Below are 23558 nucleotides of genomic sequence, written 5' to 3'. Positions count from 1 at the left end.
CGACTTTTATAGGTCTTTATTTTTGAGGTGTAAGGATCGCTAGCTGCGCTATAGTGCAATCGATATCCTTGCCTTGAATGTAGTTATCCTTTTGCTCCTTAGTGCAGATAGTCGCTACTTCCTGCAAGACAGACTTAAACGTCTCCCTGTACTTTTGCTCTTGCTTTTCAACATTCCAAGAAAATAGTATAGTTACAGGAATAGTTAGTAGGATTAATGGTACTGCTATACCTCTTCTAATTTTGATTGTACCCATAAACTACCTCCTTGTTATCAGTCCAATCATTAGACTAGATTAGCTAACCTAAAAAAGACAGATACCTACCGATTAATGAACACTGGTAGTTTTCCCCTCACCAAAAGATAACGTCAAAAAAGTGCGCTTTTCTGACGTTAGTTGCTGGTTATTCTTTAGGTCAACTGATAGCCATAAGCCGACATTAGCCTTTGAATTACTAGCAGCAGTTCAACGAGCATGAAACTGACATTAAGATTTTGCGAAACGATGAACTATTAAGAACAAATTTAATCAAAATGTACTGGATGTATGTATGACTGACTTATGCTTCTTTGCTGACGGTGGAGTTCAATTACAAATTCACTACACCCCTTGGTCAGCCAAAAGAAAAAAACTGTACATGCAACGTATTCTTCGCTCTGCCTTGGTGGGCCACCATGCTTGTAACCAAGTGTTTTATATTCATTTTTCACGCTTACCAAGCCCTCGCGCTCAAGAAGGTTCGCTACCTGTTGGCCAATCCGATAAACGAATCCTTCTAAATGGTAGTTGTGGATAATAGCACATATGGGCAAGATAATTTTTAGGGTGCTGCTTAATTTATGGGCAATATATACGTTAAGACAGGTAATAAAAACTATATTTTTGTAATATTATATTTACTGAGTAACGATTTTATTAAACGGTCGTTGCATTTCATAAAGGCATTGAACTGGTCAATAATGTCTTTGCCGTGAATAGTTGACAGATAATAATGATTTTGAATAAAAGGTAGTTTTTTTGCGAATCTAATGGGTGCCTTGCCTTTAAATAGTAGAGATGTTTGATGTTTGGCTACGTCTATATTTATAAAGGCACCATCAATTATTCCCTTATTGACTGCTAATAATAACTCAGAGGTATTGCTGAACTCTATCAATTGAATTTCATTTTTAGCTATTTTTTCAACAAAGGGAACTGGCGTAAAACCTCTAATAGTCCCCAAAATTTCAAGCTTAAATGTTTCAGAGTCAATATTTTCTACTTCAACCATTACACCACCAATATCTTGGATAATGGGATCACTATAAATCAACGGCAATTGCGACTTTGAGTGATAAATGGAACGCCACTTGGGGTTATCAGGAAACTTCAAATCGATGCTTTTGTCAACCAACAAAGATTTAAAAAGCCGGTTAACCGGTAAAGGCACATAGTTGATGTCTACGTTGCTTCGCGCGCTGAACTCATCAAAGAGCTCCCGAGCAAATCCCGAAAACTCATCTGATTGATTGTCTGATCGGCCAAAAAGAGGGAAGTAAAAAATATCTTCTGTGCCTAAATTGGCCTCGACAGCAAATGCAGGAACACACAGGAAAAGTAACGCAAGTCCTGTCATTAACTTCTTTTTGGTCACTCTAATCGGCCCACATCCTATCGACAATATACGCCCGCCTACTTGTTGAAATTAAAAATTTCGTCCAAACAAATACCCGTTTTCTTTGTGATAATTATGAACCAACTGTAGCTGTTTGACAAATTATAAAGTACACAACTGTATTTAATTAATTTATGCGCTGTTAAACGTCATAAATGGTGATGTAGCTATCTTTATAGCTTACTTGGTAAAGTTTAGCGCTTGGCAAGATATTCCAACATAGTCAATCAATAGTGCTATTCCGGGGCTGCTTGTCGGAGCATTTGTCGCTAGATAAGCCAAGGCTAACGTCTGGTTTCGTATCTTTGTTAACATTGATCTAGTGATTATTAGAGACTTCTTCAGCTAGCCAATAGCTGACCTTAAGCCTTTTCAAATTCAGAAGCGTACTTAGGGCAAGATTAGCCAATATTTTCTGCTCACTTGTGGCGCTGGTTTAAGCTCATTCCTGCCGTTCACAGTTTCTCTATAAAGTTGAAGTTCATACATTTACGGGTATTAATCATAGAATATTCAAAGTTGATTCAGATTATATTTCGTATGTGTAATACTCTAAAAAAGACCAATTAAAATATTAATATTTAACAGTCTTAAACCTTTTAGTTACTTGCTTCATCTAATTAACGACTTTAATCATTTACCAAGGGAAACGATGAAATATTTATTCTCCGCCTTCTTTACAACTTCATTACTTATCTTAACCAACTGTAATTCAGCCAACGCATTGGAAGAAATCCCCCTTTCTATGCATACCTCACTTAACCAACAATTGGCGATAAATAATGAAAGATATGGAGTCGTTGGCCAGTCGGTTTTAATTCTAAAGAATCATCAACAATTTTATCGAGGTCAGCATGGGGTCGCTAACATCGAACTGAATGTTGATATTACCGAAAAACACATTTTCCCTAGTTATTCTATTACCAAGCTATTAACGAGTGTGCTGATGATGCAGCAAGTTGAGAAAGGGAGTGTTGATCTTAAAAACTCAATACGCACATATTTACCATATCTCCCAAAACGATGGCAGTCAGTTACGATAGAACACTTATTAAGCCACACATCTGGTATTCCTCGTTATTTTGATATAGCAATGAAAAAAGGCATTTTTTTACCAACGAAAAAAGCAGTTTTCTTCTCTCTTATTGATGAACCTGAACATTTTGAGATAGGCACAAAAAATAGCTATAACAATACAAATTTTCTCCTACTCTCTGCTATTTTAGAAGCCAAGGCAGGTAAGTCTTATCAAACATTAGTGGCGGAGGAAATCATTAATCCTTTAGGATTAAAAAATACAGGGCATACAAGCGCAAAAGATACCATCAACAACCATGTTACTAGTTATCGTGGTGCTAACGGCAAGGTTAGAAAGAATATGAATATTGATTGGCCAGAATATACATTTTCACATTCCGCACTTTATTCAACCCCTGAAGACCTTGCAACATTTATGACCGCACTCGTCACTGGCAAATTTGTCAGTCAAAAAACTTTAAAGCAATTGTGGAAACCGATGAAGCTGGCTGACGGAAATAAAGGGCGTTATGCATTTGGATTTGAGTACGCTTTTGAGGATGGATATTATCATTCTGGCCATGATGGTGGTAATCATGTAAAGCTACGCCATTATTTTAATCCCAAAGATAGCGCAGATAATTATACACTTGTCTATGCGACTAATGGGAATGCCTATGATGTTTGGACTGATGTATTAGCAGATAGTTTAATGGCGATTGTTGATCCTGACAAATTTGAAATGGCAGCCATAAAAGAACAATTTTTAAGTAACATTTTGGAAAAAAATGATAAGGGTCTAATAGAAGTTTACAAAGCAGTGTCGAATGTTTTTGATAGTGATGAAGCATTGATAGAGCGTTTTTTACTGTATCGGGCCTATGCTATTAGGTATGGTAGTGGGGCGGAATCTTCAATCCCCGCTTTTAAATTCTTAATATCAAAATTTCCAAATTCAGATCGTGCTCAGCAAGCCTTAACTGATGCGAATGCTGCAATAAACAAATAACTGGTTAAGCTATATTAAACGAATTAAACTTTATTTTTGACAGCAATTAGATAACCAATTTATTAGAGCAAATAATTATTAAGCACTTGTTCTAATCAACATCATATTTGTTTGAAGTTAACAATAATTATTTGAATGACTGCTTTGGTGGCTTAGTTGTCTGTCACGATAAAGGTAGATCCACTTATTCTAAACACTGCAAACAGCTCAGGCAGCTATTGATGTTAACGTCCGCTATCGTATCTTTGTTAACATTGAGCTAGTGATCATTAGATACTTCTTCAACTAGCCATAAGCTGACCTTAGGTTTTTGTGAAAACATGATCATATTCAGGACAAAATAGCCACAAAGAAGACCAAATTTATTTGTACTAAATGCTTCTTAGCCAAGTAAATATCTTAAGCTAGTCTATTCTTAATGTATTACCTTTTTCAAAGGAAATCTGATGAGTTTTAATGACTTCTCAGTATCTTGTGGTTAACACTCTAGTAGCACTTTGTGTTGAAAGTATGAAAGTATGAAAAGTAATTTTAATAAATTTAAAGATACTTCCCAGGCAGTAAGTTTATCATGCTTAATATTCTCTCTATTTCCATATATTGCTAAAGCGGATTCATCACTGGATCTATTTTCACTTTCTCTACAAGAACTTTCTGAAATTGAAATTCAAACATCTTCATTAAAAGCTACACCATTAAAGTTTATCCCTTCGGCAATTACCGTTATTACTCGTGAGCAAATCCAGCGAACTCCAGCAAAAAACATTATTGATTTGTTAGAAGTTTATGTACCTGGCTTACTCGTTATAGCAAACTTTTCAACAGGCCCAAGAATAAGAATGAGAGGGTTAGGAGAGCGAAATGTTCACACATTATTGTTAGTTAATGGTAAACCCGTTAATCAAAAATCCCAACATGGTTCTATGGTCGAGCTTAGAAACTGGGATATGGCCGATATTGAAAGGGTCGAGGTGGTTAGAGGGCCAGGTTCGGTTGCACATGGTCCTGGTGCTATTTCTGGTGTTATCAATATTATCACCAAAAAAGCGGGTGAATATTATGGCTTAAATGGTGAGCTAACCTATAACGAACAATATCGCAGTAAGGGGGGGAAATTAAGTTACGGTAGTGATATTGGCGATAGCAATATATTTTTTCACGCTAGTTATATTAAAACTGAAGGGGTTAAAGATATCGATACCTTTCAAATGTTATCAAATGGAGAGATGGGCTATAAAGGGAGTGATGTTTTTTCAGGTAGTGATGCGTTCCCTTTGCAGGATTATTTTGGCGATTTTGACGATGAGCCGCAAGTTAAGCTTTATGTTGATCTAAATATCAATGAGCAATGGCGATTCTGGACTCGTTATAACAATTCTGGTCAATCGAGTGCTCATACTCAAAGAGTCATTCAAGATAAAATGCAAGATTGGCGAATATTCCAAAATCGTTATTACATTGCTAGTTTGGAGCATAGTGCAGTCTTATCAAAAGAGTGGTCGGTAAACAGTACATTAAGCTATGACTCGGAAGATTTTATTGATACCAAAGCAAAACAAGCTGATTATTCTAATACCCATGAACTTAATCGTAGTGTTGCATTTTCAGAAGATGAATTATATTTTAAATCTGCAATAGAGTATAAACCGTCAGACCAGTTTTCTTTGGTCACCGCTTTTGAATATTCTCACGATACTATTGGTGCCCCTTGGGGAGATCCCGATGGTAGCTTTATCGTTAAAACGGGTGGTAAAGTCTTTATTAGTGAAGATTCAATTTATCTTGGCAATGGTAAAAATGGCACATATGCCGAGAAAAAAGTAGCAGAATTTACTTCAGGTTGGTCAACCAATACCTATTCACTAGCGGCAGAGCTTAACTATCAATTAACCACCTCATTAAATACTATAATATCTGGTCGTATTGATAAAAATGATCAAACTGACCGTATGTTCTCTCCACGTTTGGCTACGGTGTACCAACTTGATGAAAAAAATACCTTTAAGGCTTCATGGCAACGCTCTTTGAGAATGAATACTTTAGTTGAGCTTCATTGGATTGAACTAAATGACAAAGATGATAAGCCTGAATATAGCAATACCTTTGAGTTTTCCTATCATTATATGCCAAGCGAGCAGCTGCAATTTTCTCTTACCGCTTTTCATAATGAATCTGAAATATCATCTTGGGATGGTGATAATTCCAACTTAGTTGGGGTTGTTAAAGGTTATGGCATAGAGCCAGAGTTAGCTTATAGAACCGATACTTTATCTTTTGGTATTAACCACTCTTTTTATCAGTTAGAAGATTGGGACTTTAAACTCAAGCAAGAAGATGGCTCTACATCGCAAACCGTAAGCTATTCTGATTTTAATTATTTTTATAAATATTTGCGGTTAACCGATAGTGGTAAAAATCTAACAGACTGGGTGAATAATCAAACAAAATTGTGGGTAGATTATCAAGTTAATGAGCAGTGGACAGTGCATTTTGATGGCCGAGTCATCTGGGGATTTGACTACGGTGATGATATGTTTGCTATGTATGAAAATGCTTATCAAAAGGTGGATACAGATACATTAACGAATAAACAACTAACAGATTATAATAATGATCTGGACTTTCTAAATGACTTTATAAAAACGACTAAGAAAAAAGGAGTCTATAACGAGGATATTCGAGTTAACTTATCTGTGATCTGGTCTTTACCTTTTATCGATGATGCTGAATTAACCTTTTATAGCCAAAACTTAATTAGTTCTAGTAGTAATATTCGCCAAAAAGTAAACTTTACTACCAAAGAGTTACCAGCAATAGGTTGGATAGAAGAACCTAGAACTTTTGGTATAAAGTTCACTAAAGCATTTAACTAAGTTTGTATTTGTTCATGCTAAAAACTGGACTGATATTTAATGGTTAATTCAAATCAATTACAGCCTCAGTATTAGTTCAACACTACATTTTGACTTCTCGCTCACAGCAAGCATGATTACTAAAAAGTAGGAAGAGTAAGCACTTTCTTTTAAAGCCTCTACGACCCTATTGGTGGCTTAGTTGTATGTCAGGGTAAAGGTAAACCTACGTCTTCTGAACACTGCAAATATCTGAAAAATCCATTGATGTTAAGGTCCGCTATCGTATCTTTGTTGACATAAATCTGTCTAATCTTGAGGACTAATTTAGGTCAGAAAAGTGGTAACAGTGAGCCTTATCTCGTAATCAAATGACCAACTCAAAACAGGTCACCCTAAGGACTTCTTGGTGCGCAATATAGTCTTTTCAGTCTGAATAAACCTATAATCAGGGGGGGAGGCAGATCATGTAGAAGCTTTAAGTGCTAGTGTAAGTAGCTAACCGCATTAAAAGGGATTTTATATTATGCCGCAGACACTAAGCATATGAATATTAGAACCAGAGCTGCTCAAATTAGATCTAGATGGCTAAGAACGGGCTTGCAATGTGAGTTGTCACTCGATGAATTAGAGCCTCTATTTTCAGTATATGCTGAGAGGCCAAGAGGTAAGCTTGTGATTATTGATAAGAAGCAGGCAATCACCTTAAAAAACCTCCTAAGCTTATCTGCTGATGACTATAATACTTATAAGCTAAACATTAAAGCTCGTAATCAAGCCATAGCGCTTCATACAAAATTAAGCCGTTTTACCCAACCAGTCCTCGTGAGCATTGATGATATTTATCAAATTATTCGAGATAAGCTTGATATCAAGAAAAAGTATTTCACACTCAAAAACGAAAACTCACCAATAACCATCGAAAACCTTATTTTATCCCCCGTGACAAGATCTGAATATTATTTAAAGTTAAAAAAGAACGCAGACAAAAAAATGGTGTTTTGGCGAAAAAAAGCGCTTAAACCTAAATTTACTCTCTCTCAATTGACCGAACAAATGGAGTCCGTGGGATATAAAATCATTAATTCTAAAAAAGGGGTTCCTATACGTGAGCGGATTCGGATTATCGACAATAATATGGCTTTGACGTTAAATAATATAGAAATATTAGTTAATGTTGATGATGAATCTAGAGTTAGGTTAAGTGTTTAGGTTTTGGTACTAATACTAACCTAGTGCCAATGTCCCTTGGTGCTTAACGGAAGTCTCTGAGTCGCAGTAGCTAGGGTCTGCTTCAAGACATTGCTGCCGTTGTAATTTGATACCCAAACACTACTTTTACCACATCGAGACATAGCAAAGTTCAAATTCTGCACTTTGCTAACGATCACTTAGTTACGCAGTCATTTGATTCAACGGTTCCGGGTTCCTTTGTTTATCGAACAAATTACCTACGGAATATATAATAACTAAAATCTATAAATGTCCATTAATACCTATATATGGCATAGTTATTTTAACCAATTCATTAGGACAGCAGCATGGAACGTTTATTAATTTGTAGACCTACTAACAAACTTACTGGAAAAATATTATTTGCACATACAGTTGCTTCTTTAATCATTCTACAGTCAGTTAGTAAGCCAGCTGAGTTGTCAATTAATGCACCATTAAAATCGGATGCTTTGAAGTTTTTGATTAGGGAAAGGGCTGTGGGGCATTGGTCATCTAAAAAGAATGGGTGGATTAAAAAAGTTGATGGATGTTCAGATTACTTCTTAACCCAAGATGGTTTGAATAAAGTATTGGATAGAGTAAATGGTAAATCTGCTGCTCAAAGTGTAACGGTTGTACAAATTGATGAAGCTCTAGCAAGAATAAGAGGGGAGCTTAAAGATTATGAACTTGACGAATATTCTTTTTATTCCGTGACTAAATCTGACTTAGATAAAGATGATTCTTTAACGCCTATTGGTAACTCAACCCCTGATGTTTCAACTTTAACCAAGGTAATTGTTAACCGATTAGTTAATGTGAAAGAGTGGGTATTAAAAAATGCGAACGGAATTTGTGAAGCATGCAATTCACCTGCTCCATTTTGTAAAGATGACAAATCTCCCTACCTAGAAGTTCATCACGTCCAGTTTTTGTCGGAAGGTGGTTCAGATACAGTTAAAAATGCTGTAGCTCTATGTCCAAATTGCCATAGAAAGTGTCATCACTCTTTTGATAAAAAAGACTTCAAAGAAAGGTTGTATAAATCTATATCTCGACTTGTTCTAGAGTAGATGAATTGGCTAAAACTTTTCGTTATTCACTCGGTAATCCCCCCATTTTTAATGGAAGTCAGCAGTAGACGTTTTTCTCTGTGTTAGTTTTAGTTTTTGAATTGGGGTTATACCACCAATTCCGATGTTAGGTCGCTCATGGTTATAAGTCCATAACCATTGTGTTGCTCTGTTTTGTAATTCTTCAATATCACGATAAATATAATGGCTTAGCCAGTTGTATCTTACCGTCCGATTAAAACGTTCAATGTAAGCGTTTTGCTTTGGATTACCTGGCTGAATGAAACATAAGTATGGCTTGAAACACTGAAATTTATGTATAGCAGACATTATGCGTATGTAAGTGAATAATGCTTCTATTAGCCATAAGCGGAACTTGAGATCAGATTTGTGATTTTTAATTTAAACTGGTCGAATTCGACCAGTTTAGGTCAGGACTTTAATTGTACCGAATTCGATTGTCCAACAGGCTGTTGGACAATCGGGTATTCCTAGTTGTTATATATTGTGCAACAAGCTGTTGCACTTTTAAATTAGTCAACAGCTTGTTGACCTATTGTTTTCTAGGTAATGTTTGAATACCTTGTATAAGCGATTCTAATTATGGCGAATCTGCCATGATTAGAATGAATGCCTGACAATCGCTCTTAACTGTCCCTTAGGTGAGGTTATTCGAGTGATAATTTAGGTCGGGTTTGTGGCATTAGTGAGCCTTTGATAATTACTTTAATCAGCATAATGATGTTCTGCTGCTAAAGCCTTCTTGGTGCACATCAATGTCATTAACTTAAGGATTTAGCACATACGTTTATAATTCATAGGGTATTTATTTGTTTTGTTTCTACGGTCTTGTCGAACAAACTTACGATTGGGTCGAATCACACTTAAACTCTTTGATATTTTACTTATCAATAATTCATATAGCTCAATATCAGCTAGCTTCATTGTGAAGCGAACTATATTATCTTTGAGCTGATTTATCGCAAAGGTGAAATTGATTTTATATTGATATAGCCTATTGTTTATAGGCTTCTTTATTTTTCGTTTTGCATCATGGATAGCAGAAGCTGTAAGGTTTTTAGTTAATAGCTTAGCGTGCAAGTCTTGTAAAACACCTTCAACAGAAACGCTAGAATAATTCTCAATATTGAGGCGACTTTTCAATACTTTGTAATCTTCTTCAACACCCCAACGTTGGAAATATAAATCAGCAAAAAGAGCAGTAGGATAAGCTTGTAGATCTGTTAATGATGAAACCAAAACTTCTGGCTCACCTGGTAGGTCAACTCGCACTAATCTTAAACGTAGTGATTCGGTCGATATTTTATCTTTTCTACATCGACGAAGAGACTTCTCGATACAAGGAAAATCAACGATATCACTATATTTCCCACTTGCTAAGAAAGCTTTAACCACATTTGAGCTTTTAACAATACGCATGCAGAAATCAACATTCTTTAGCCTATGGTATTTATAAAACCAAACGGCAGGATAACCTCTGTCGTAAACAACTAAATCGCCTGTTTGCGTTTTATTTAAATGCTTTAGCGCCATTTCACGCTCTCCTGTTGAGTGGCTCTCTACCTGTAAATCCAGGGTAATATTATTCTTAACATCATAAAGTTGTGAAAGACGAACATGAGGCATAGCAGCATGTGGGCGAGCTTTACCAAAATGCTCAAGTAGTTCGTTAGAGATAGGTAATTGTGTGACTGAGCCATCAACCGCTAACAATCTATGGCCTTGCCATTTATCAATGGTTGCAGTGTCATAGAACGTTTGAACTAGATCATCGTTTAACTCAATAAATGCCTGATGAGAGAGTTTCATTCTGGCTTTACAAAAAGCCGCGGTGCTAACTGACTTTGTTGACAAGTAGCTATCATCGATAACATTGAAAAACCGAACGAGTTCAGCTTGAATTGAACCATTAAGAGCATTCAACATAAAACTCATTAAACGAGGAAAAGTAAGCGTGCGATTTCGAGTGAAATCTGTAGGTTTTTTGCGGTGATTTTCTAAAAATTCAGTTGAATGAATTTTATTGGTTAACTTTTGTACTATTTGAATTAAATACTGAACAGCTCATTGGTGATTTCTCTCTATTTTTAATTCATAGCTAGGTTAGCAACTAGCTAACTTATTGTAAATGCATAAATTAAGCTTAAGTTAATGACATTGTGGTGCACATAGCGGAAGTTACAAAACCGTTATGTCTAACGTCCGCTTTAAGCTGTCATTACAAAAGCTCTTTAATACTCTAAATTTATTGATGTGTTGACATAATTGATGACTTCAATTCGAATCGCTTTAGAAGATTATCCCTTACGGTCGTATCCTGAAATGACGTATAGTAGCGAAAGTAATCACATAAAGGCACCTTCGAAATATTTTTGCCTATGGTAATCTTCATAAGCGGTCAAACAATGAATCAAAAGTATATGAATATGGAAATTAATCAAACATATGGATATTGAAGATAATATACAGGGGGACATTTTAGAGCAAAATAATACGATACTGAATCAGTTCTACGATGGCTTAAAAGAAAATATTGATGAATACAACAAAGTTAATATAAACAACCCTCAATTTCCGTCTTTTTACTTGCCACCGATCTGTAAAATATATGCACTTGTAGACTTTATTACTAATCAAAAACAATTGATTGATTTACTTGAACAAACCTATGAAAGACCACTTGAAATATCTCGTACCAGTAAATATGGCTTTTTTAGCAAAGGGGTTGGTCTAAGCACAGTAAACAAAATAACTAACTGGCTTAAAATAATACCTTTTCCTTTTGAGCAATTAGCTAATAAAAGAATTTTTGCTAAAGTCATAAAAACCCTCAACGCTGGATCTAATGCGGGTGGTTGGCTTTGTGCAATTAGCAGTTCTGATATTGGTTTTAAGCATACAAGTCATAACGACGAAGATGTATTCTCCTCATTATTCCGGTTTATTGAGCAACGCTGTAATACAGATGTTGATTTTTTATTAAATATTAGGGCTGATATAAAGGCTGGTGGGGTAAATCGCGATAACATAGCTGAGGTATGGATCGCTCAACAATCACTATGGAAAAATACTCGATGTATTCCCAAATCAGCAATAGACAGATCTGCTGAATTTATACTATTACATCAACAAAATGTAAGTTTAAGTAGGCAACAAGTTCTATGCTTTATTGAAAGTTTACTTTACTTCGAACTTGATTTCTTCATGGAAGCTATAACTTCTTATGAAGTAGGGTATCGCATCTATTTTGCAACAGAAAAAGAAGAGATTGAAAGTTTAAATGAACGAGGCATGATAACTAATGCGATACACGCCTTTGCAACACAAAAAAATATAAAAACGTGCTTTGCGGGCTTATTGAAGGAGTTTAAAGATATTTCATCAGACTTAGTAGGTGATGAGACAAGTTATAGAAAGTTAGCTACTTTTATTGAAATTCACGAAGATGAACTTAGTGAATCTGGTGAATCACTAGAAGATAAGCAGTATAACCAGCTTAAAGATTGGCGCAACGGTAAGAACCTACCAAGTAACAAAAAGTTAGCCACTTTTTTGAAAAATTTAGATGAATACGCCAATATTGATAGTGGCGTTTTTAGCTTTTATATGTGCAGAATAACAATGGGTGTAGATAAATTGGTTAATGAGATTTTAGCTGATACCAAAAATGAAAGCTGCAACCAAGCAGACATAAAGGTCGCCATAAAAAAAGTATTAGCCAATATACCTTATTACTATTTATCTAACTTAGTAAAAGAGCTTGATAATAAGCATCCAAAAAAAAGAGCCAGTAACATTTGATATTACGTAGCTGGCTCATTGCCTTAACGAAGTGAAGTCACATTAGTCGCTATATTATTGCTCTTGCCAATTATCTGGTCTTTCATCTTCACCTCGGCTTTGCCAGTAGGCGTCATTTTCAGGATCGAGTTGACGAGAGTAATTATCTAAATCATGTTGTTCCATATTTAGATTACTTCATTATTTTTATTTTTTGCCGCTGCACTTAATGCTTTAGCCGCGAAGCTGCCTTTTGCTATTTTTCCATCATTCAATTTAGCTGTTTTACTTTGAATTCTTCGGGCTGCGTCAGTTGTCATAGGGGTTTTCTTTGCGCTCATAGGGCACTCCATATAAATAGTTAATTTCTAGCAGAAGCCTCTGCTAGCGAAGAGTAGTATGCCTAAGTGAATTTTTACTGGGAGGGGGGGAAGTTGTTCAAAACCATATTTTTATGAAAAATGACTATTAATTATCATAAGTGTTAGTCATCTAGATGAATCTTAAAAACATTGTCTTTGTACCAATTAATCAGTAGTTTATCAGCGTTTAAATAGAGAGGAGATCAAGCAAGGTAGAGCTTCTTGCTATTAAGCAACTAGGCGCGAATTATATTCGCAGATCTGAGCTAACATTAAAGGGAAGTGTGAATGTCCGCTTTGTCGGAACAACTTAGTTTTTTTTTAGTATTTATGCTACTTTGGTGGCAGAACGCGACTTTTAAAATAAACGATTTATTCGATATTTATTTTTTAGGTGGGGGGGTCACTAGCTGTTCTATAGTGCAATCCATATCCTTGCCTAGAATGTACTTCTCTTCTTGCTTATTAGTGCAAATAGTAGCCACCTCCTGCAATACAATCTTTAACTTCTCTCTATACTTTTGCTCTTGCTTCTCGCCGTCCCAAGAAAATAATATAGTTATAGGAATAGTTAGTAGGATTAACGGCACTGCTACACCTATTCTAATTTTGATTGTACCCATAAATTACCTCCTTGTTATTAGTCCAATTATTAGACTAGATTAACTAACCTGAAAAAGACAGATACCTACCAATTAAGGGCGCGCCCTTTTTAACAGACGATTTACTCGATATCTATTTGTTGAGGTATAAGGATCACTTTGTGCGCATTGGAGACATAAATCCATATCGAATATTAAGGGCAACTTTTCGATCACTAAAGGGATTTGTGTAAGCCTTTAATTTAAAACAATAAATACACATTAATCCTAGTGTTAAATAGGTTGTTTAATGGTAAGTTATCAACAGGAGATAAAGCATGTAATTCTGATAATTAGATAGGTGTTTTAATCATAAGGAAATTAATAGAAGAAGGAGTTAAGCATTGACAAATAACAGCATTAGCAAGAGTTCTTTATTGTGGTGGATAATAGGAGTTACAATATTTTTAACCATCTGTTCTGCTTGGTACATAAGTCATGAGTTAAATTTAGTATGGGAACCTACAAAGGTTTCTTCATATAAAAATTTACGAGTTTATTTTTTTCCCAGCATAACGATAGCTTCAATTGGAATGACAATACTTGGACTTTATGTTGTTTATTTCAAAATAAGTCAAACCGCCATACAAATAGAAAACACTAATACGCAAATAAAAGACTCTCAAAAACAAATATTATTATCTGAACAGAGGCGTATATCAGATGCAGCATTAGCTGAAGATAGGCATAGGTCAGAAGTTATTATGTCTGAGATAAACAATACCTGTGTACAAATAGATAATCTTTTTAATGAAGTAGAAGAAACACCTAAAGAATTTATAATTCTGATTGCGAATGGATTAATGGACTCGATAAAGAAAGAAGGAAACCAAGTCTTAAACTATAGACAAGACATTTCAAATAAACAGGTTATTTTCAATCTATCAAAAGGTGAACCTATGCATAGTAAATGGGAATCCCCTATGTTTAATTTGAACGTTTTTGTAAAGAATCATCATCCTGAAAAAATAAAGAAATTGTATAAAGAAACTTATCCTGAAAACAATAAGATTCCTCATTTCAATATAGCTGCGCAATTAAAAATATTAGTAGAATATTCCTGGGAGTTAGCGGATATTGATTCAGCAAGACACAACATAATAAGTAAAAAATTATCACGATATACGTTATTTGCGAGTCTTTTAAATAAAGTTGAACTGTTTGATGAACAATTTATGGAACTCTTTACCTTATTAAACTCTTTAGCATATAACTCAAGATCTTTAGGTATTGATCTTCTCGCTAAATTCTCTATAGAAATAAATCAATCCAATTTGATTGAAGGTGATATCAATAAAGGAATGCTATCAAATCACTCTATGGAGAAAATAGAATCTGACGGTGTTTTTCATACAAAACATTTTGTTGATATCGCCAATCAAAAACTTGAAAGAGAATTTGGTTCTTGGAAAATTTGCAGTTAATAGTTTCTTACTGGGAAGTTGGTAAAATCACCTTACCCAGACATCACTGTTTGGTATAAACCCAAGCATGCTATTTTACGATTATTCTCTATTAGAAAATGCACCACAAAATTCACTATTGAGTAAAAACAACTTTGCATATAGAGCTTACATTCCCGTATTAGCAAAATAAAAATATACTTCTAATGTCAGCTAGTCTTTAAAATAGTGAACATAAAAGTGGGGGTATTGCTTTAATATTTATGTCTGCGATGTGGTAGTAAAGGGAGGTCTACTGTCTGGTTATTTATCCTAGCTGGTTACCGACTGTAGCTCATTTTAGGGCAGAAGTAAGTCATTCATTGTCTTTGCTTAATAAATAAAATTGATAGAGACAGAACCATAAAGTCTGCCTCTTTAACTTACCTTATATCCCATAAAAGACTAGACTTAAAAAAATTATATTAACTCATTTCAATAGCCATCTATTGCTGGGCAATATTCAATGGTATCAGCCATTGCTTCAGCTTCTCGAGTTTCCTCATCACCAATATGATTGTCTATTGGCTTACCATCAAGCCAGAATTTACTATAATATTTATTGCCAATTTGTGAGCTAATTTTATTTTTTATCAATTGATCTGCATCCCTTTTAGACCAAGGGTTATTTTTATCTCTTAGGAACTCAATACAGGTTAAATCGTATTCATGTAAGAAGTATTCGCCAGGTTTCCCATGTGGAGCAGGCAGAGCGCGACGCTCGAGTTCTTCACGACTAATAACGCTTGCACCCACCTCTTTAGCAAACCCTTTATCAAGGTATTCTGTTTGAAAATTTTCCCAGATACTTATAAATTCACCATCTTCCTTATGGCTTTTAAGAATGGTTAAATCATCATGGAAAGCCACTAATAGTGAACTATGCTGATTTGGATTAAGTTGTTTCCCTTTGTTGCCCTGAGCTTTGGCATATTGAAAATTTACCCCGTCCGTACCCAAATTGGCATTTACGATATTGGATTCATTATTAATGCTTTTTCTATAAGCTTGCAGTGCGTGGTACGAATCAAATTTATACTTTTTCGCGGCTCTATCTTGAGCTTTTGAATAGCAGATACCGTCGTTTTTTTGAATGGTTCTAGCTAACTTTTTAAAGTTAGATCTGAATGTGGAAGTGGTAATGTCGGTCATCATCTTATCGCCTCATTCGAGAATTTGATAAAATTCACCCCTAATTTTTCTATTCTCGTAATAGTAATAAGATCAATTACATTGAGTGTTAAATGGTTCTCGAAAGAATTTGCCAGTTGAGGTGGGCAGGCTCCCATAGAGCCAGTAAGAAATGTAACTGATTAAAAGAAAAAAGACAATATCTTTATCTGTTTCTTACTATCTACACGAGGATGAAGTGGTGTAGCTAATCTGGTCGTTTTATTGAAGGTGGAATTATATTTTTTAAGTGAAATGCAACAGGCGTTATCTCAATAGACACCTACTTCAAAAGACTTCTTTGTGGCAATAGCGAACACTACATTGTGCAACAAGCTGTTGCACAAACTCAATTGGTCAACACCTGTTGACCAATTGAGTTGTTAGTGTAGTGGGTTAGATAATTTGGCCCTTTAGCTAAAGACATTATTGATTAAAAAATACAAAGATGTGGCCAATATCAGTTAGCCACAACAAACATTATTCAGTAGAGTCACTTTATTATCACCCCCAAACAATCAAAAGTGTTATCCAACGTATCTCTAAACTGAGAGATATAGATACTAATGAAATGTATAGTTCATTATGCTCCGCTTTAATGCCTATTTTTGAAGCAAATAAAACAAGGTTCGTTGCTAGATTGATAGAAAGAAAGGTAAAAGAAAAAGTCAGTACAGGTCTCCCCAATTGGCAACAAATCGAACAAGGTGGCTTTGAATATACAGTAAGAACAGATGAACTATTTTCGATTGAAATGAGCAAGATTAATGAGTTTATTCAAAGCGAAAACCTTACTATGCTTATTTCACGTTACCCTATTAGGGAGACTCAGATAGTTTCTAATATCGTTAAATCCTTAGGGTTGAAGTCAAAAGATGATTACGAACAAACCGTTCGAAAAATGTTAAATGAAGATGCGAATGAGTCGAATAAGATAAAGGCTTTGATTCAACCGATAACTGTTCTGTTAGATGCTTAGGTATACAAAATATAATCCAACCTGTCTAATTAGCTTTAATAGCTATTGTCAGCAAAGTGGCAATAGTGACGCTTAAAGAAACCCCCTCAAACATCGTAGTTTTTTAGCACCAATAAATATTGGTGCTAATGTTCCCTTGGTGCGCAAAGGGGAAGTTTCAGAGTCGATATAACTAAGGTCAGCTTCAAGGCTCATAGTTGACCTAACCATATGAAAAGATTAATGTCAGTATAGCGAACAAGGGACGATAAATATAACCTCTATGTTATCTTTATTTCCAATGCTTAAATCCTTTAATAAACGAAATGGTAATTAAAATGAATCTAACCTCAAGATTATTTGTTTTTATAAGTTTAGTGTTTTGCATCAATGCTTGTAATAGCGATAAAGATTATCCATCTGAAGTCATTCCTGAGCTAACAGAATTCAATTTCACCGATTTTTCTCTCATTGAGGGAGTGACTTACTTTGAACAAAGAGATGTTCCTATTGACAGAGAAAATAGTGAAGGTGAATATATTTTAAATGATGGTAGTTTTTTTTGGGTTTCCTATGAATTTGATTCAAGCATAAAAAGTACTTTATCAGAAACTCTACTGTTTAACCTGAATTCAACATACTCTTCTGTAGGCTTTTTTGGTGGTTGCCTACCTTGGATGTGTGGGTCATATTTTGCATATTTAAAAGGTGAAACAACCTATATCATCGATAATAAAATAGACTTTATATCATTCATTGGAGAAGTAGACACTCTTGCAGATTTACAGTTACTTCTAAGAACAAACAGTTATAGTGGCCTATTTTACAAAAAAGTTAACGATGGCTATGAAGTGGTAGCAAGTCAATCTAGCTGTACACATACTATAAAACACTTACTTCAAGTATCAAAGCATGGGGATATTACAGAATTAGAAACTATTGAAAATAAAAGTAGAGGAACTGAGTGCTAACATTGATTGTTGGTATTTTAAAGTCATGCCAAAGCAACTATTTGAACGACTGCTGTGGTGGCGAAGCGGACTATTTATGGTGATAAATACCTGTCTAAATTAGGTCAGCAATGTGGTAGCTAGTGACCTTAGAGCAATGAGCACTGTTAGCTTTTACCTTACCAAAAGCTAACGTCAAAAAAGTTCGCAATATAGTAAAAGAAGACGTTATCCCCACATCTGATCCTATTTATATTTTATTAACGGCTCTTTTGCAGAATTTCACCATGCGGGACAAAATTTAGAAGTAAATCGGAACCCACACAATCAGCTTAACTTGCTTCAATTGGTTGGGAACCGTTACTGTCTGTGCTGGCTCTACAGCCTAAAAAATCCAGAAGGGTATCGAAATTCCAGAAACAAAGGTTAATTCCCACACCTAATAAAAACCTGCACTGACGAAGGACTCCATTTCTTGTAAGACATCTCTTACATTATTGTGAGATATATTGGCAATGTCGGCGGGAAAATAGAAACAATAAACCGTATCACTATGATTAATAAAGATTATCATAGCTCATTTGATATTTCATTTGTTTTACACTTTGATCTTTATTGTTAACAGACGTCAATAATAGATATGTAGGTGTATTATTAATCATGTCAGGAAGACAAGAAGCAGGGGGCTTTAGCATTACTTGTAATGCGATTAAGGAAGATATCATCACTTAGGGATTAAGTTGATAAAAGAGGATGAAATGGATGCAATTCAAGGAAGATGTAAGTAAGGATGCTTGTGTCAGGTAAACAAGGAAAACCTAAAGCAGGATGCTTTAATTTTAACTAATACTTAGTGTTATTTAAAATAGGGTTTAACAGGGAGGCTTTACGGATGAAGTCTAGTGGTAGGATGCCACTATGGATGATATGAACAAGGATGTGGCTTGGTAAGGATAACCAAGGTCAGGAAGACAGTAGTTATGGAAGACTATTATAAGGAAGATTAACTAAGGAAGGTTAATTTATGGATAACAACAGGGATTGGTTGAAAGGTACACTTTAAGGAAAATAGGGTCAGGAAGACACTAATTATGGATGATTAAATGGGCAGCTTAATCGTTACCCACACTGGATATGAGTGGACTCATAAAGGATATGCTAAGGATAGTTTTTCAAGGAAGAAATGAGATCATTAAATATGTGTGCAGGACGCACCGTATAAGCTAGTTATAAAGATGCGACTCATTGAGTCGCATTTTTTATTTATACGTTATAATCTATTCTTGTTTATTGCATAAGCTATTAGAGGGGTAATTGTTATCAATTGGCATCGTCCGCTTAATAGTAATTTCTTCTTTATTAATTATAAAGTGACTTGAGAGTAGAATAGTACATGTTGGAAATATTAGTAAAGCTTTCGGCAAAGCTACAACCCTTGCGTAAATTGACTTATCTAGTGATGGCACTGCTTATTGGAATTATTGTTACTCAGCTATTGGAAACACCTTCACCATTTCCGTCGAAAAACTCTTACGCTATGTTAAGTTTTATGGGCATCATATGGTTACTATTATTTAATATATTATTGTCCCTTTTTCATAATATCCCAACTCTTGATGTTGGCTCAAAAGGCATCTTTAAACGCGTTAAAATTAGGGTGCAACGAAGTTGTTATCATTTATTAGCACTGATCTTTATTGGCTTAACGCTTGTTATAGTCTTTTTAACTGTCCGCATGCTCAGAGTTTAAATAAGAACAATAAAAAAGGAGCAATGATATTGCTCCTTTTTTATGTATTTTCTTATTTTCTAGTTAAAATATATAACTTTACGATCTCGTCGCTGCTTTCATTTCACTAACAAAACAGCTTAAATCAGAGAGCATTTTACTATTGTCAGCTAAGTTTTTTTCAATGATTTTAACGACAGCCGATCCACTAATAGCACCGAGTGCTCCAGCACTAAGGGCATCTTTAACTTGTTGTGGTGTTGATATACCAAAGCCTAAAACCGGCGGCGCAGCATGATATTTTGTTAAATCATCAATTAATTTTTTTGCTGTGGTGGTAACCGTATTCTTTGGACTTTCTGCACTGTCTACGCCAGTAACCCCAGCACGACTTAATACATAGGTGTATCCACGAGAATATGAAGATACAGCGCGTAAGGTTTCATCGTTTGCGTTAGGAGGCGCAATAAAAATAGGTGCAACTCCATATTTTAAAGCCGCTTCACTAAAAGGTTCACTTTCTCTAATAGGTACGTCCGCTATTAAGACTGAATCCACACCCGCTTCACTCATATCTTTATAAAATGATTCAATACCGCGCGCAAAAACGAGGTTACCATAAAGTAATAAACCAATAGGTATTTGCGGGGCGTACTCTCGAACTTGTTTTAATATATCAATACAGGTATCGGTGTTAATGCCAGCACCCAAAGCGCGAAGTGCTGCATTTTGAATAGTTAAACCATCAGCACTTGGATCAGAAAACGGAATACCTAACTCTAGTGCATCAGCCCCTGCATCAATTAAACTTTTAATTACAGCAAATGACTGCTCAGCATTAGGGTCGCCAATCATGACAAAAGGGATAAAAGCTTGTTCATTTTTTTCTTTCAATGCCGCAAAGGCAGTTTGATAACGAGCGCCTGCTTGTTGAATCTTTACTTGTTGAGTAGGTGCCTGTGACATTATGCTTCTCCTCTATGTTTAACTGTTTTTGCAGATGAAGCTTCATCTGGTGAAAGAATAGCGTGTACATGAGCTAAATCTTTATCACCACGACCAGAAAGGTTTACTAAATAAATAGTTTCTGTCGTGGCTGACTCCGCCATTTTTAACGCTTGTGCAAGGGCATGGGATGACTCAAGTGCAGGAATGATACCTTCATTCAATGCTAAGGCTTGAAATGCCGCTAATGCTTCGTCATCATTAATTGCCACATATTGTGCGCGGCCAGTATCTTTCAAAAAGGCATGCTGAGGACCAACTGCAGGGTAGTCGAGTCCAGCAGAAACAGAGTAAGATTCTTGTATTTGACCAAAATTATCTTGCATTATATAAGTATAATTTCCATGCAACATACCTTTTGAGCCTGCAACAAGTGTCGCACCATGTTTATCAGTCTCAATGCCTTTACCGCCGGCTTCAACACCAATAAGTTTAACGCCTACTTCATGAATAAAATCGTGGAACATACCAATCGCATTTGAGCCACCGCCAACACAGGCGATAACATAGTCAGGTAAACGACCTTCTTCATCATAAAACTGTGCTTTGGCTTCTTCACCAATCATTTTTTGAAATTCACGAACGATAGTCGGGAATGGGTGAGGACCTGCAGCTGTGCCTAATAAATAGTGCGCATTTTCATAATTTGCAGACCAATCTCTTAGCGCCTCATTTACTGCATCTTTTAATGTGCCAGAGCCAGCAGTTACCGGAATAACTTCAGCGCCCATTAATTTCATACGAAAAACATTAGGTTGTTGACGTTCACAATCGACTGCACCCATGTAAACTTTGCATTTCAAACCCAGTAATGAACAGGCAATCGCCGTTGCAACACCGTGCTGTCCAGCACCCGTTTCAGCAATTATCTCAGTTTTACCCATACGCTTGGCTAGAAGAGCTTGCCCTAAAACTTGGTTAGTTTTATGTGCTCCACCGTGTAATAAATCCTCACGTTTTAAGTAAATTTTAGCGAGTGGATTTTTTACAATGTTACGACAACACGTTAATGGTGTAGGTCGGCCGGCATATTTTGTTAATAAATTATTGAATTCGGTTAAAAAGGCTTCATCAGTTTGAGACTCGATAAAAGCTTGCTCTAATTGCTCTAGCGCAGGAACTAATAATTCACCAACGTACATACCACCAAACTCACCAAAATAGGCAGGTAAACGGGTTTTAGTTGATTTTGTTTCTTGGGTGTTATTTGGGGTATTGTTATTTGTATCTGACATCTTAATAATTCCTAATTTGTGAAAATACTTGCGCTAGTTTTTCACTTGATTTAATACCTGGGCTATCTTCTACACCGGAGTTGAGGTCTAGGCCAAATAAATCTACTTGGGTTAACTGCTCTAAGGCTTGACCAACATTTTCATTGTTTAGTCCGCCCGCTAAAAAGCTTTTTGATAAGTTTTGCTCACTTAAGGCTAACACTTGCCAGTTGAACGTTTTACCACTGCCTGGGCTTTGACCGTCAAGTACATGATGACTGACACTTTGATTAAGCAAAGGCACGCTTTGTGCTACAGGACTAGCTTGCCATACTTGACAATAACTACAGTTACTTTGGGCAAGTTCAGCAGTTAACGCCTCAATGTATTGAGCATCTTCACTACCGTGTAGTTGTACAGCACTTAAATTAAGCGTTTTCACTAAGTCTGTGATTTTATCTCGTTCTTCATTAACAAATACACCCACATACTCTAACTTTGGCTCTGCTTTGATAACCGCTTGAGCTTGCAGTTTAGTAATATAGCGAGGTGACTTTTCTGCAAAGATAAGACCACCAAAACGTGCCCCGGCATCAGCGGCTGCAGCAGCATATTTGATATCAGTTAATCCACAGACTTTATTGTTGCCGTAAATTAGTTTTCGACACGCTAAGTCAATATCTTGATAAGCATTGTTTTTTGGATCCATTAATGAGCTACCGACCAAAAATCCATCAACGGCAGGCGCTAGTTCTCTCACTTGAGCATTGTTATAAATGCCCGACTCAGAAATAATAATTCTATCGTTAGGTAAGGTTGGTGCATAGTCGAATGTACGTGATATATCGGTACTTAGATCACGTAAATTTCTATTATTTATACCGATCATTCTTGCGTTAAGTTTTATTGCTCTATCACGTTCATCTTCGGTAGAAATTTCGGTTAATACTGCTAAGTTATATTGCTCAGCGACCGCTGATAATTCAATATACTCTTCATCTGACAAGACACTGAGCATTAGTAAAACTGCATCGGCACCGTAATATCTTGCTAAGTACACTTGATAGCTGTCGATAAAAAAATCTTTATTTAGCACAGGACACTTTACTGATTGTGTAACCGTTTTTAAATAATCAAAATTGCCTTGAAAATATTTTTCATCGGTTAACACTGAGATCGCAGCAGCGTATTTATCATAAATTTGGCAAATGGCTTTTACATCGAAATCAGGACGAATCAGGCCTTTAGATGGTGATGCTTTTTTACATTCAAGAATAAAACCCGCATAAGGTTTATCTTTAGTTCTTGTTAACGCGGCATACATATCTTTAGTGGTTGGAACAAGCTCATCAATGAAACTTGCTAACGGTTTACTTATTTTTAAAGCTGCAATTTCAATGCGCTTATCATCAACTATTTTTTCTAAAATATTTTTTTCTGCTGAAGTTTTAGTGCTCGGATTCAT

General features: G+C 35.7%; 19 protein-coding genes and 1 pseudogene. 10 read left to right on the top strand and 10 right to left on the bottom strand.

Features of this window, described 5'->3' with window-relative positions:
* Positions 1-16 precede the first annotated feature (16 nt).
* Positions 17-256, bottom strand: a complete 240-nt coding sequence (locus tag CXF85_RS02820; protein WP_101227009.1) for a hypothetical protein — start codon at positions 254-256, stop codon at positions 17-19.
* A gap of 295 nt (positions 257-551) precedes the next feature.
* Between CXF85_RS02820 and CXF85_RS02815 the strand changes: the two genes are divergently transcribed.
* On the top strand, positions 552-797 hold the full coding sequence (locus tag CXF85_RS02815; protein WP_101227008.1) for a hypothetical protein: 246 nt from the start codon (positions 552-554) through the stop codon (positions 795-797).
* Positions 798-875: 78 nt separating this feature from the next.
* On the opposite strand, the gene CXF85_RS02810 is transcribed toward CXF85_RS02815, so the two are convergent.
* Complete coding sequence (locus tag CXF85_RS02810; RefSeq protein WP_101227007.1) at positions 876-1616, bottom strand: ABC transporter substrate-binding protein; 741 nt, start codon at positions 1614-1616, stop codon at positions 876-878.
* Positions 1617-2307: 691 nt separating this feature from the next.
* Here CXF85_RS02810 and CXF85_RS02805 point away from each other — a divergent pair.
* The 4 genes from CXF85_RS02805 to CXF85_RS02790 all read left to right on the top strand — a co-directional run bounded on the left by CXF85_RS02805 (position 2308) and on the right by CXF85_RS02790 (position 8821).
* The gene (locus tag CXF85_RS02805) at positions 2308-3681 is read left to right on the top strand and encodes a serine hydrolase domain-containing protein (protein ID WP_101227006.1); all 1374 of its coding nucleotides are present in this window, start codon (positions 2308-2310) and stop codon (positions 3679-3681) included.
* Positions 3682-4199: 518 nt separating this feature from the next.
* Positions 4200-6554 carry a TonB-dependent receptor plug domain-containing protein gene (locus CXF85_RS02800; RefSeq protein WP_101227005.1) on the top strand — a complete coding sequence of 785 codons (2355 nt, stop codon included), beginning with the start codon at positions 4200-4202 and terminating at the stop codon, positions 6552-6554.
* Positions 6555-7079: 525 nt separating this feature from the next.
* On the top strand, positions 7080-7745 hold the full coding sequence (locus CXF85_RS02795; RefSeq protein WP_101227004.1) for a hypothetical protein: 666 nt from the start codon (positions 7080-7082) through the stop codon (positions 7743-7745).
* A 329-nt stretch (positions 7746-8074) separates the two neighbouring features.
* The gene (locus CXF85_RS02790) at positions 8075-8821 is read left to right on the top strand and encodes an HNH endonuclease (protein ID WP_101227003.1); all 747 of its coding nucleotides are present in this window, start codon (positions 8075-8077) and stop codon (positions 8819-8821) included.
* A 48-nt stretch (positions 8822-8869) separates the two neighbouring features.
* Here CXF85_RS02790 and CXF85_RS02785 read toward each other — a convergent pair.
* Positions 8870-9112: pseudogene (locus CXF85_RS02785) on the bottom strand (integrase core domain-containing protein); the annotation flags it as partial.
* A gap of 504 nt (positions 9113-9616) precedes the next feature.
* Positions 9617-10861 carry an IS4 family transposase gene (locus CXF85_RS02780; protein WP_232771069.1) on the bottom strand — a complete coding sequence of 415 codons (1245 nt, stop codon included), beginning with the start codon at positions 10859-10861 and terminating at the stop codon, positions 9617-9619.
* 426 nt (positions 10862-11287) lie between these two features.
* On the opposite strand from CXF85_RS02780, the gene CXF85_RS02775 reads away from it, so the two are divergent.
* Complete coding sequence (locus tag CXF85_RS02775) at positions 11288-12643, top strand: hypothetical protein (protein WP_101227002.1); 1356 nt, start codon at positions 11288-11290, stop codon at positions 12641-12643.
* 167 nt (positions 12644-12810) lie between these two features.
* On the opposite strand, the gene CXF85_RS22935 is transcribed toward CXF85_RS02775, so the two are convergent.
* Together CXF85_RS22935 and CXF85_RS02770 are read right to left on the bottom strand one after the other, a co-directional pair.
* Positions 12811-12963 (bottom strand): hypothetical protein, encoded by a 153-nt coding sequence (locus CXF85_RS22935; RefSeq protein WP_198555467.1) that lies wholly within the window; start codon positions 12961-12963, stop codon positions 12811-12813.
* A gap of 404 nt (positions 12964-13367) precedes the next feature.
* A complete protein-coding gene (locus tag CXF85_RS02770; protein WP_101227001.1) occupies positions 13368-13607 on the bottom strand; it encodes a hypothetical protein in 240 nt (79 codons plus the stop codon).
* Positions 13608-13969: 362 nt separating this feature from the next.
* Between CXF85_RS02770 and CXF85_RS02765 the strand changes: the two genes are divergently transcribed.
* Positions 13970-15049, top strand: coding sequence for a hypothetical protein (locus tag CXF85_RS02765; RefSeq protein ID WP_101227000.1), 1080 nt, complete (start codon positions 13970-13972; stop codon positions 15047-15049).
* A 453-nt stretch (positions 15050-15502) separates the two neighbouring features.
* On the opposite strand, the gene CXF85_RS02760 is transcribed toward CXF85_RS02765, so the two are convergent.
* Positions 15503-16222 carry a hypothetical protein gene (locus tag CXF85_RS02760; protein WP_232771052.1) on the bottom strand — a complete coding sequence of 240 codons (720 nt, stop codon included), beginning with the start codon at positions 16220-16222 and terminating at the stop codon, positions 15503-15505.
* 463 nt (positions 16223-16685) lie between these two features.
* Between CXF85_RS02760 and CXF85_RS02755 the strand changes: the two genes are divergently transcribed.
* From CXF85_RS02755 to CXF85_RS02745, 3 genes are all read left to right on the top strand, one after another.
* Entirely contained in the window at positions 16686-17216 is a 531-nt protein-coding gene (locus CXF85_RS02755; RefSeq protein WP_101226999.1) for a hypothetical protein, read from the top strand.
* A gap of 317 nt (positions 17217-17533) precedes the next feature.
* Positions 17534-18166, top strand: coding sequence for a hypothetical protein (locus tag CXF85_RS02750; protein WP_101226998.1), 633 nt, complete (start codon positions 17534-17536; stop codon positions 18164-18166).
* A gap of 1372 nt (positions 18167-19538) precedes the next feature.
* Entirely contained in the window at positions 19539-19895 is a 357-nt protein-coding gene (locus CXF85_RS02745) for a hypothetical protein (protein WP_101226997.1), read from the top strand.
* Between the two features lie 78 nt (positions 19896-19973).
* Here the strand turns inward: CXF85_RS02745 and trpA are convergent, their stop codons facing one another.
* Genes trpA through trpCF form a run of 3 tightly spaced genes read right to left on the bottom strand, consistent with a single transcriptional unit; the run spans position 19974 to position 23558 of the window.
* Positions 19974-20840 carry a tryptophan synthase subunit alpha gene (trpA, locus tag CXF85_RS02740; RefSeq protein WP_232771051.1) on the bottom strand — a complete coding sequence of 289 codons (867 nt, stop codon included), beginning with the start codon at positions 20838-20840 and terminating at the stop codon, positions 19974-19976.
* Positions 20840-22114, bottom strand: a complete 1275-nt coding sequence (gene trpB / locus CXF85_RS02735; protein WP_101226996.1) for a tryptophan synthase subunit beta — start codon at positions 22112-22114, stop codon at positions 20840-20842. The genes trpA and trpB overlap by 1 nt, the downstream gene beginning before the upstream one ends.
* A gap of 1 nt (position 22115) precedes the next feature.
* The gene (gene trpCF, locus CXF85_RS02730; protein ID WP_101226995.1) at positions 22116-23558 is read right to left on the bottom strand and encodes a bifunctional indole-3-glycerol-phosphate synthase TrpC/phosphoribosylanthranilate isomerase TrpF; all 1443 of its coding nucleotides are present in this window, start codon (positions 23556-23558) and stop codon (positions 22116-22118) included.

The organism is Colwellia sp. 75C3, from assembly GCF_002836255.1.
Taxonomy (GTDB): Bacteria; Pseudomonadota; Gammaproteobacteria; order Enterobacterales; family Alteromonadaceae; genus Colwellia.
This window is presented reverse-complemented; position numbering and strand designations above follow the sequence as displayed.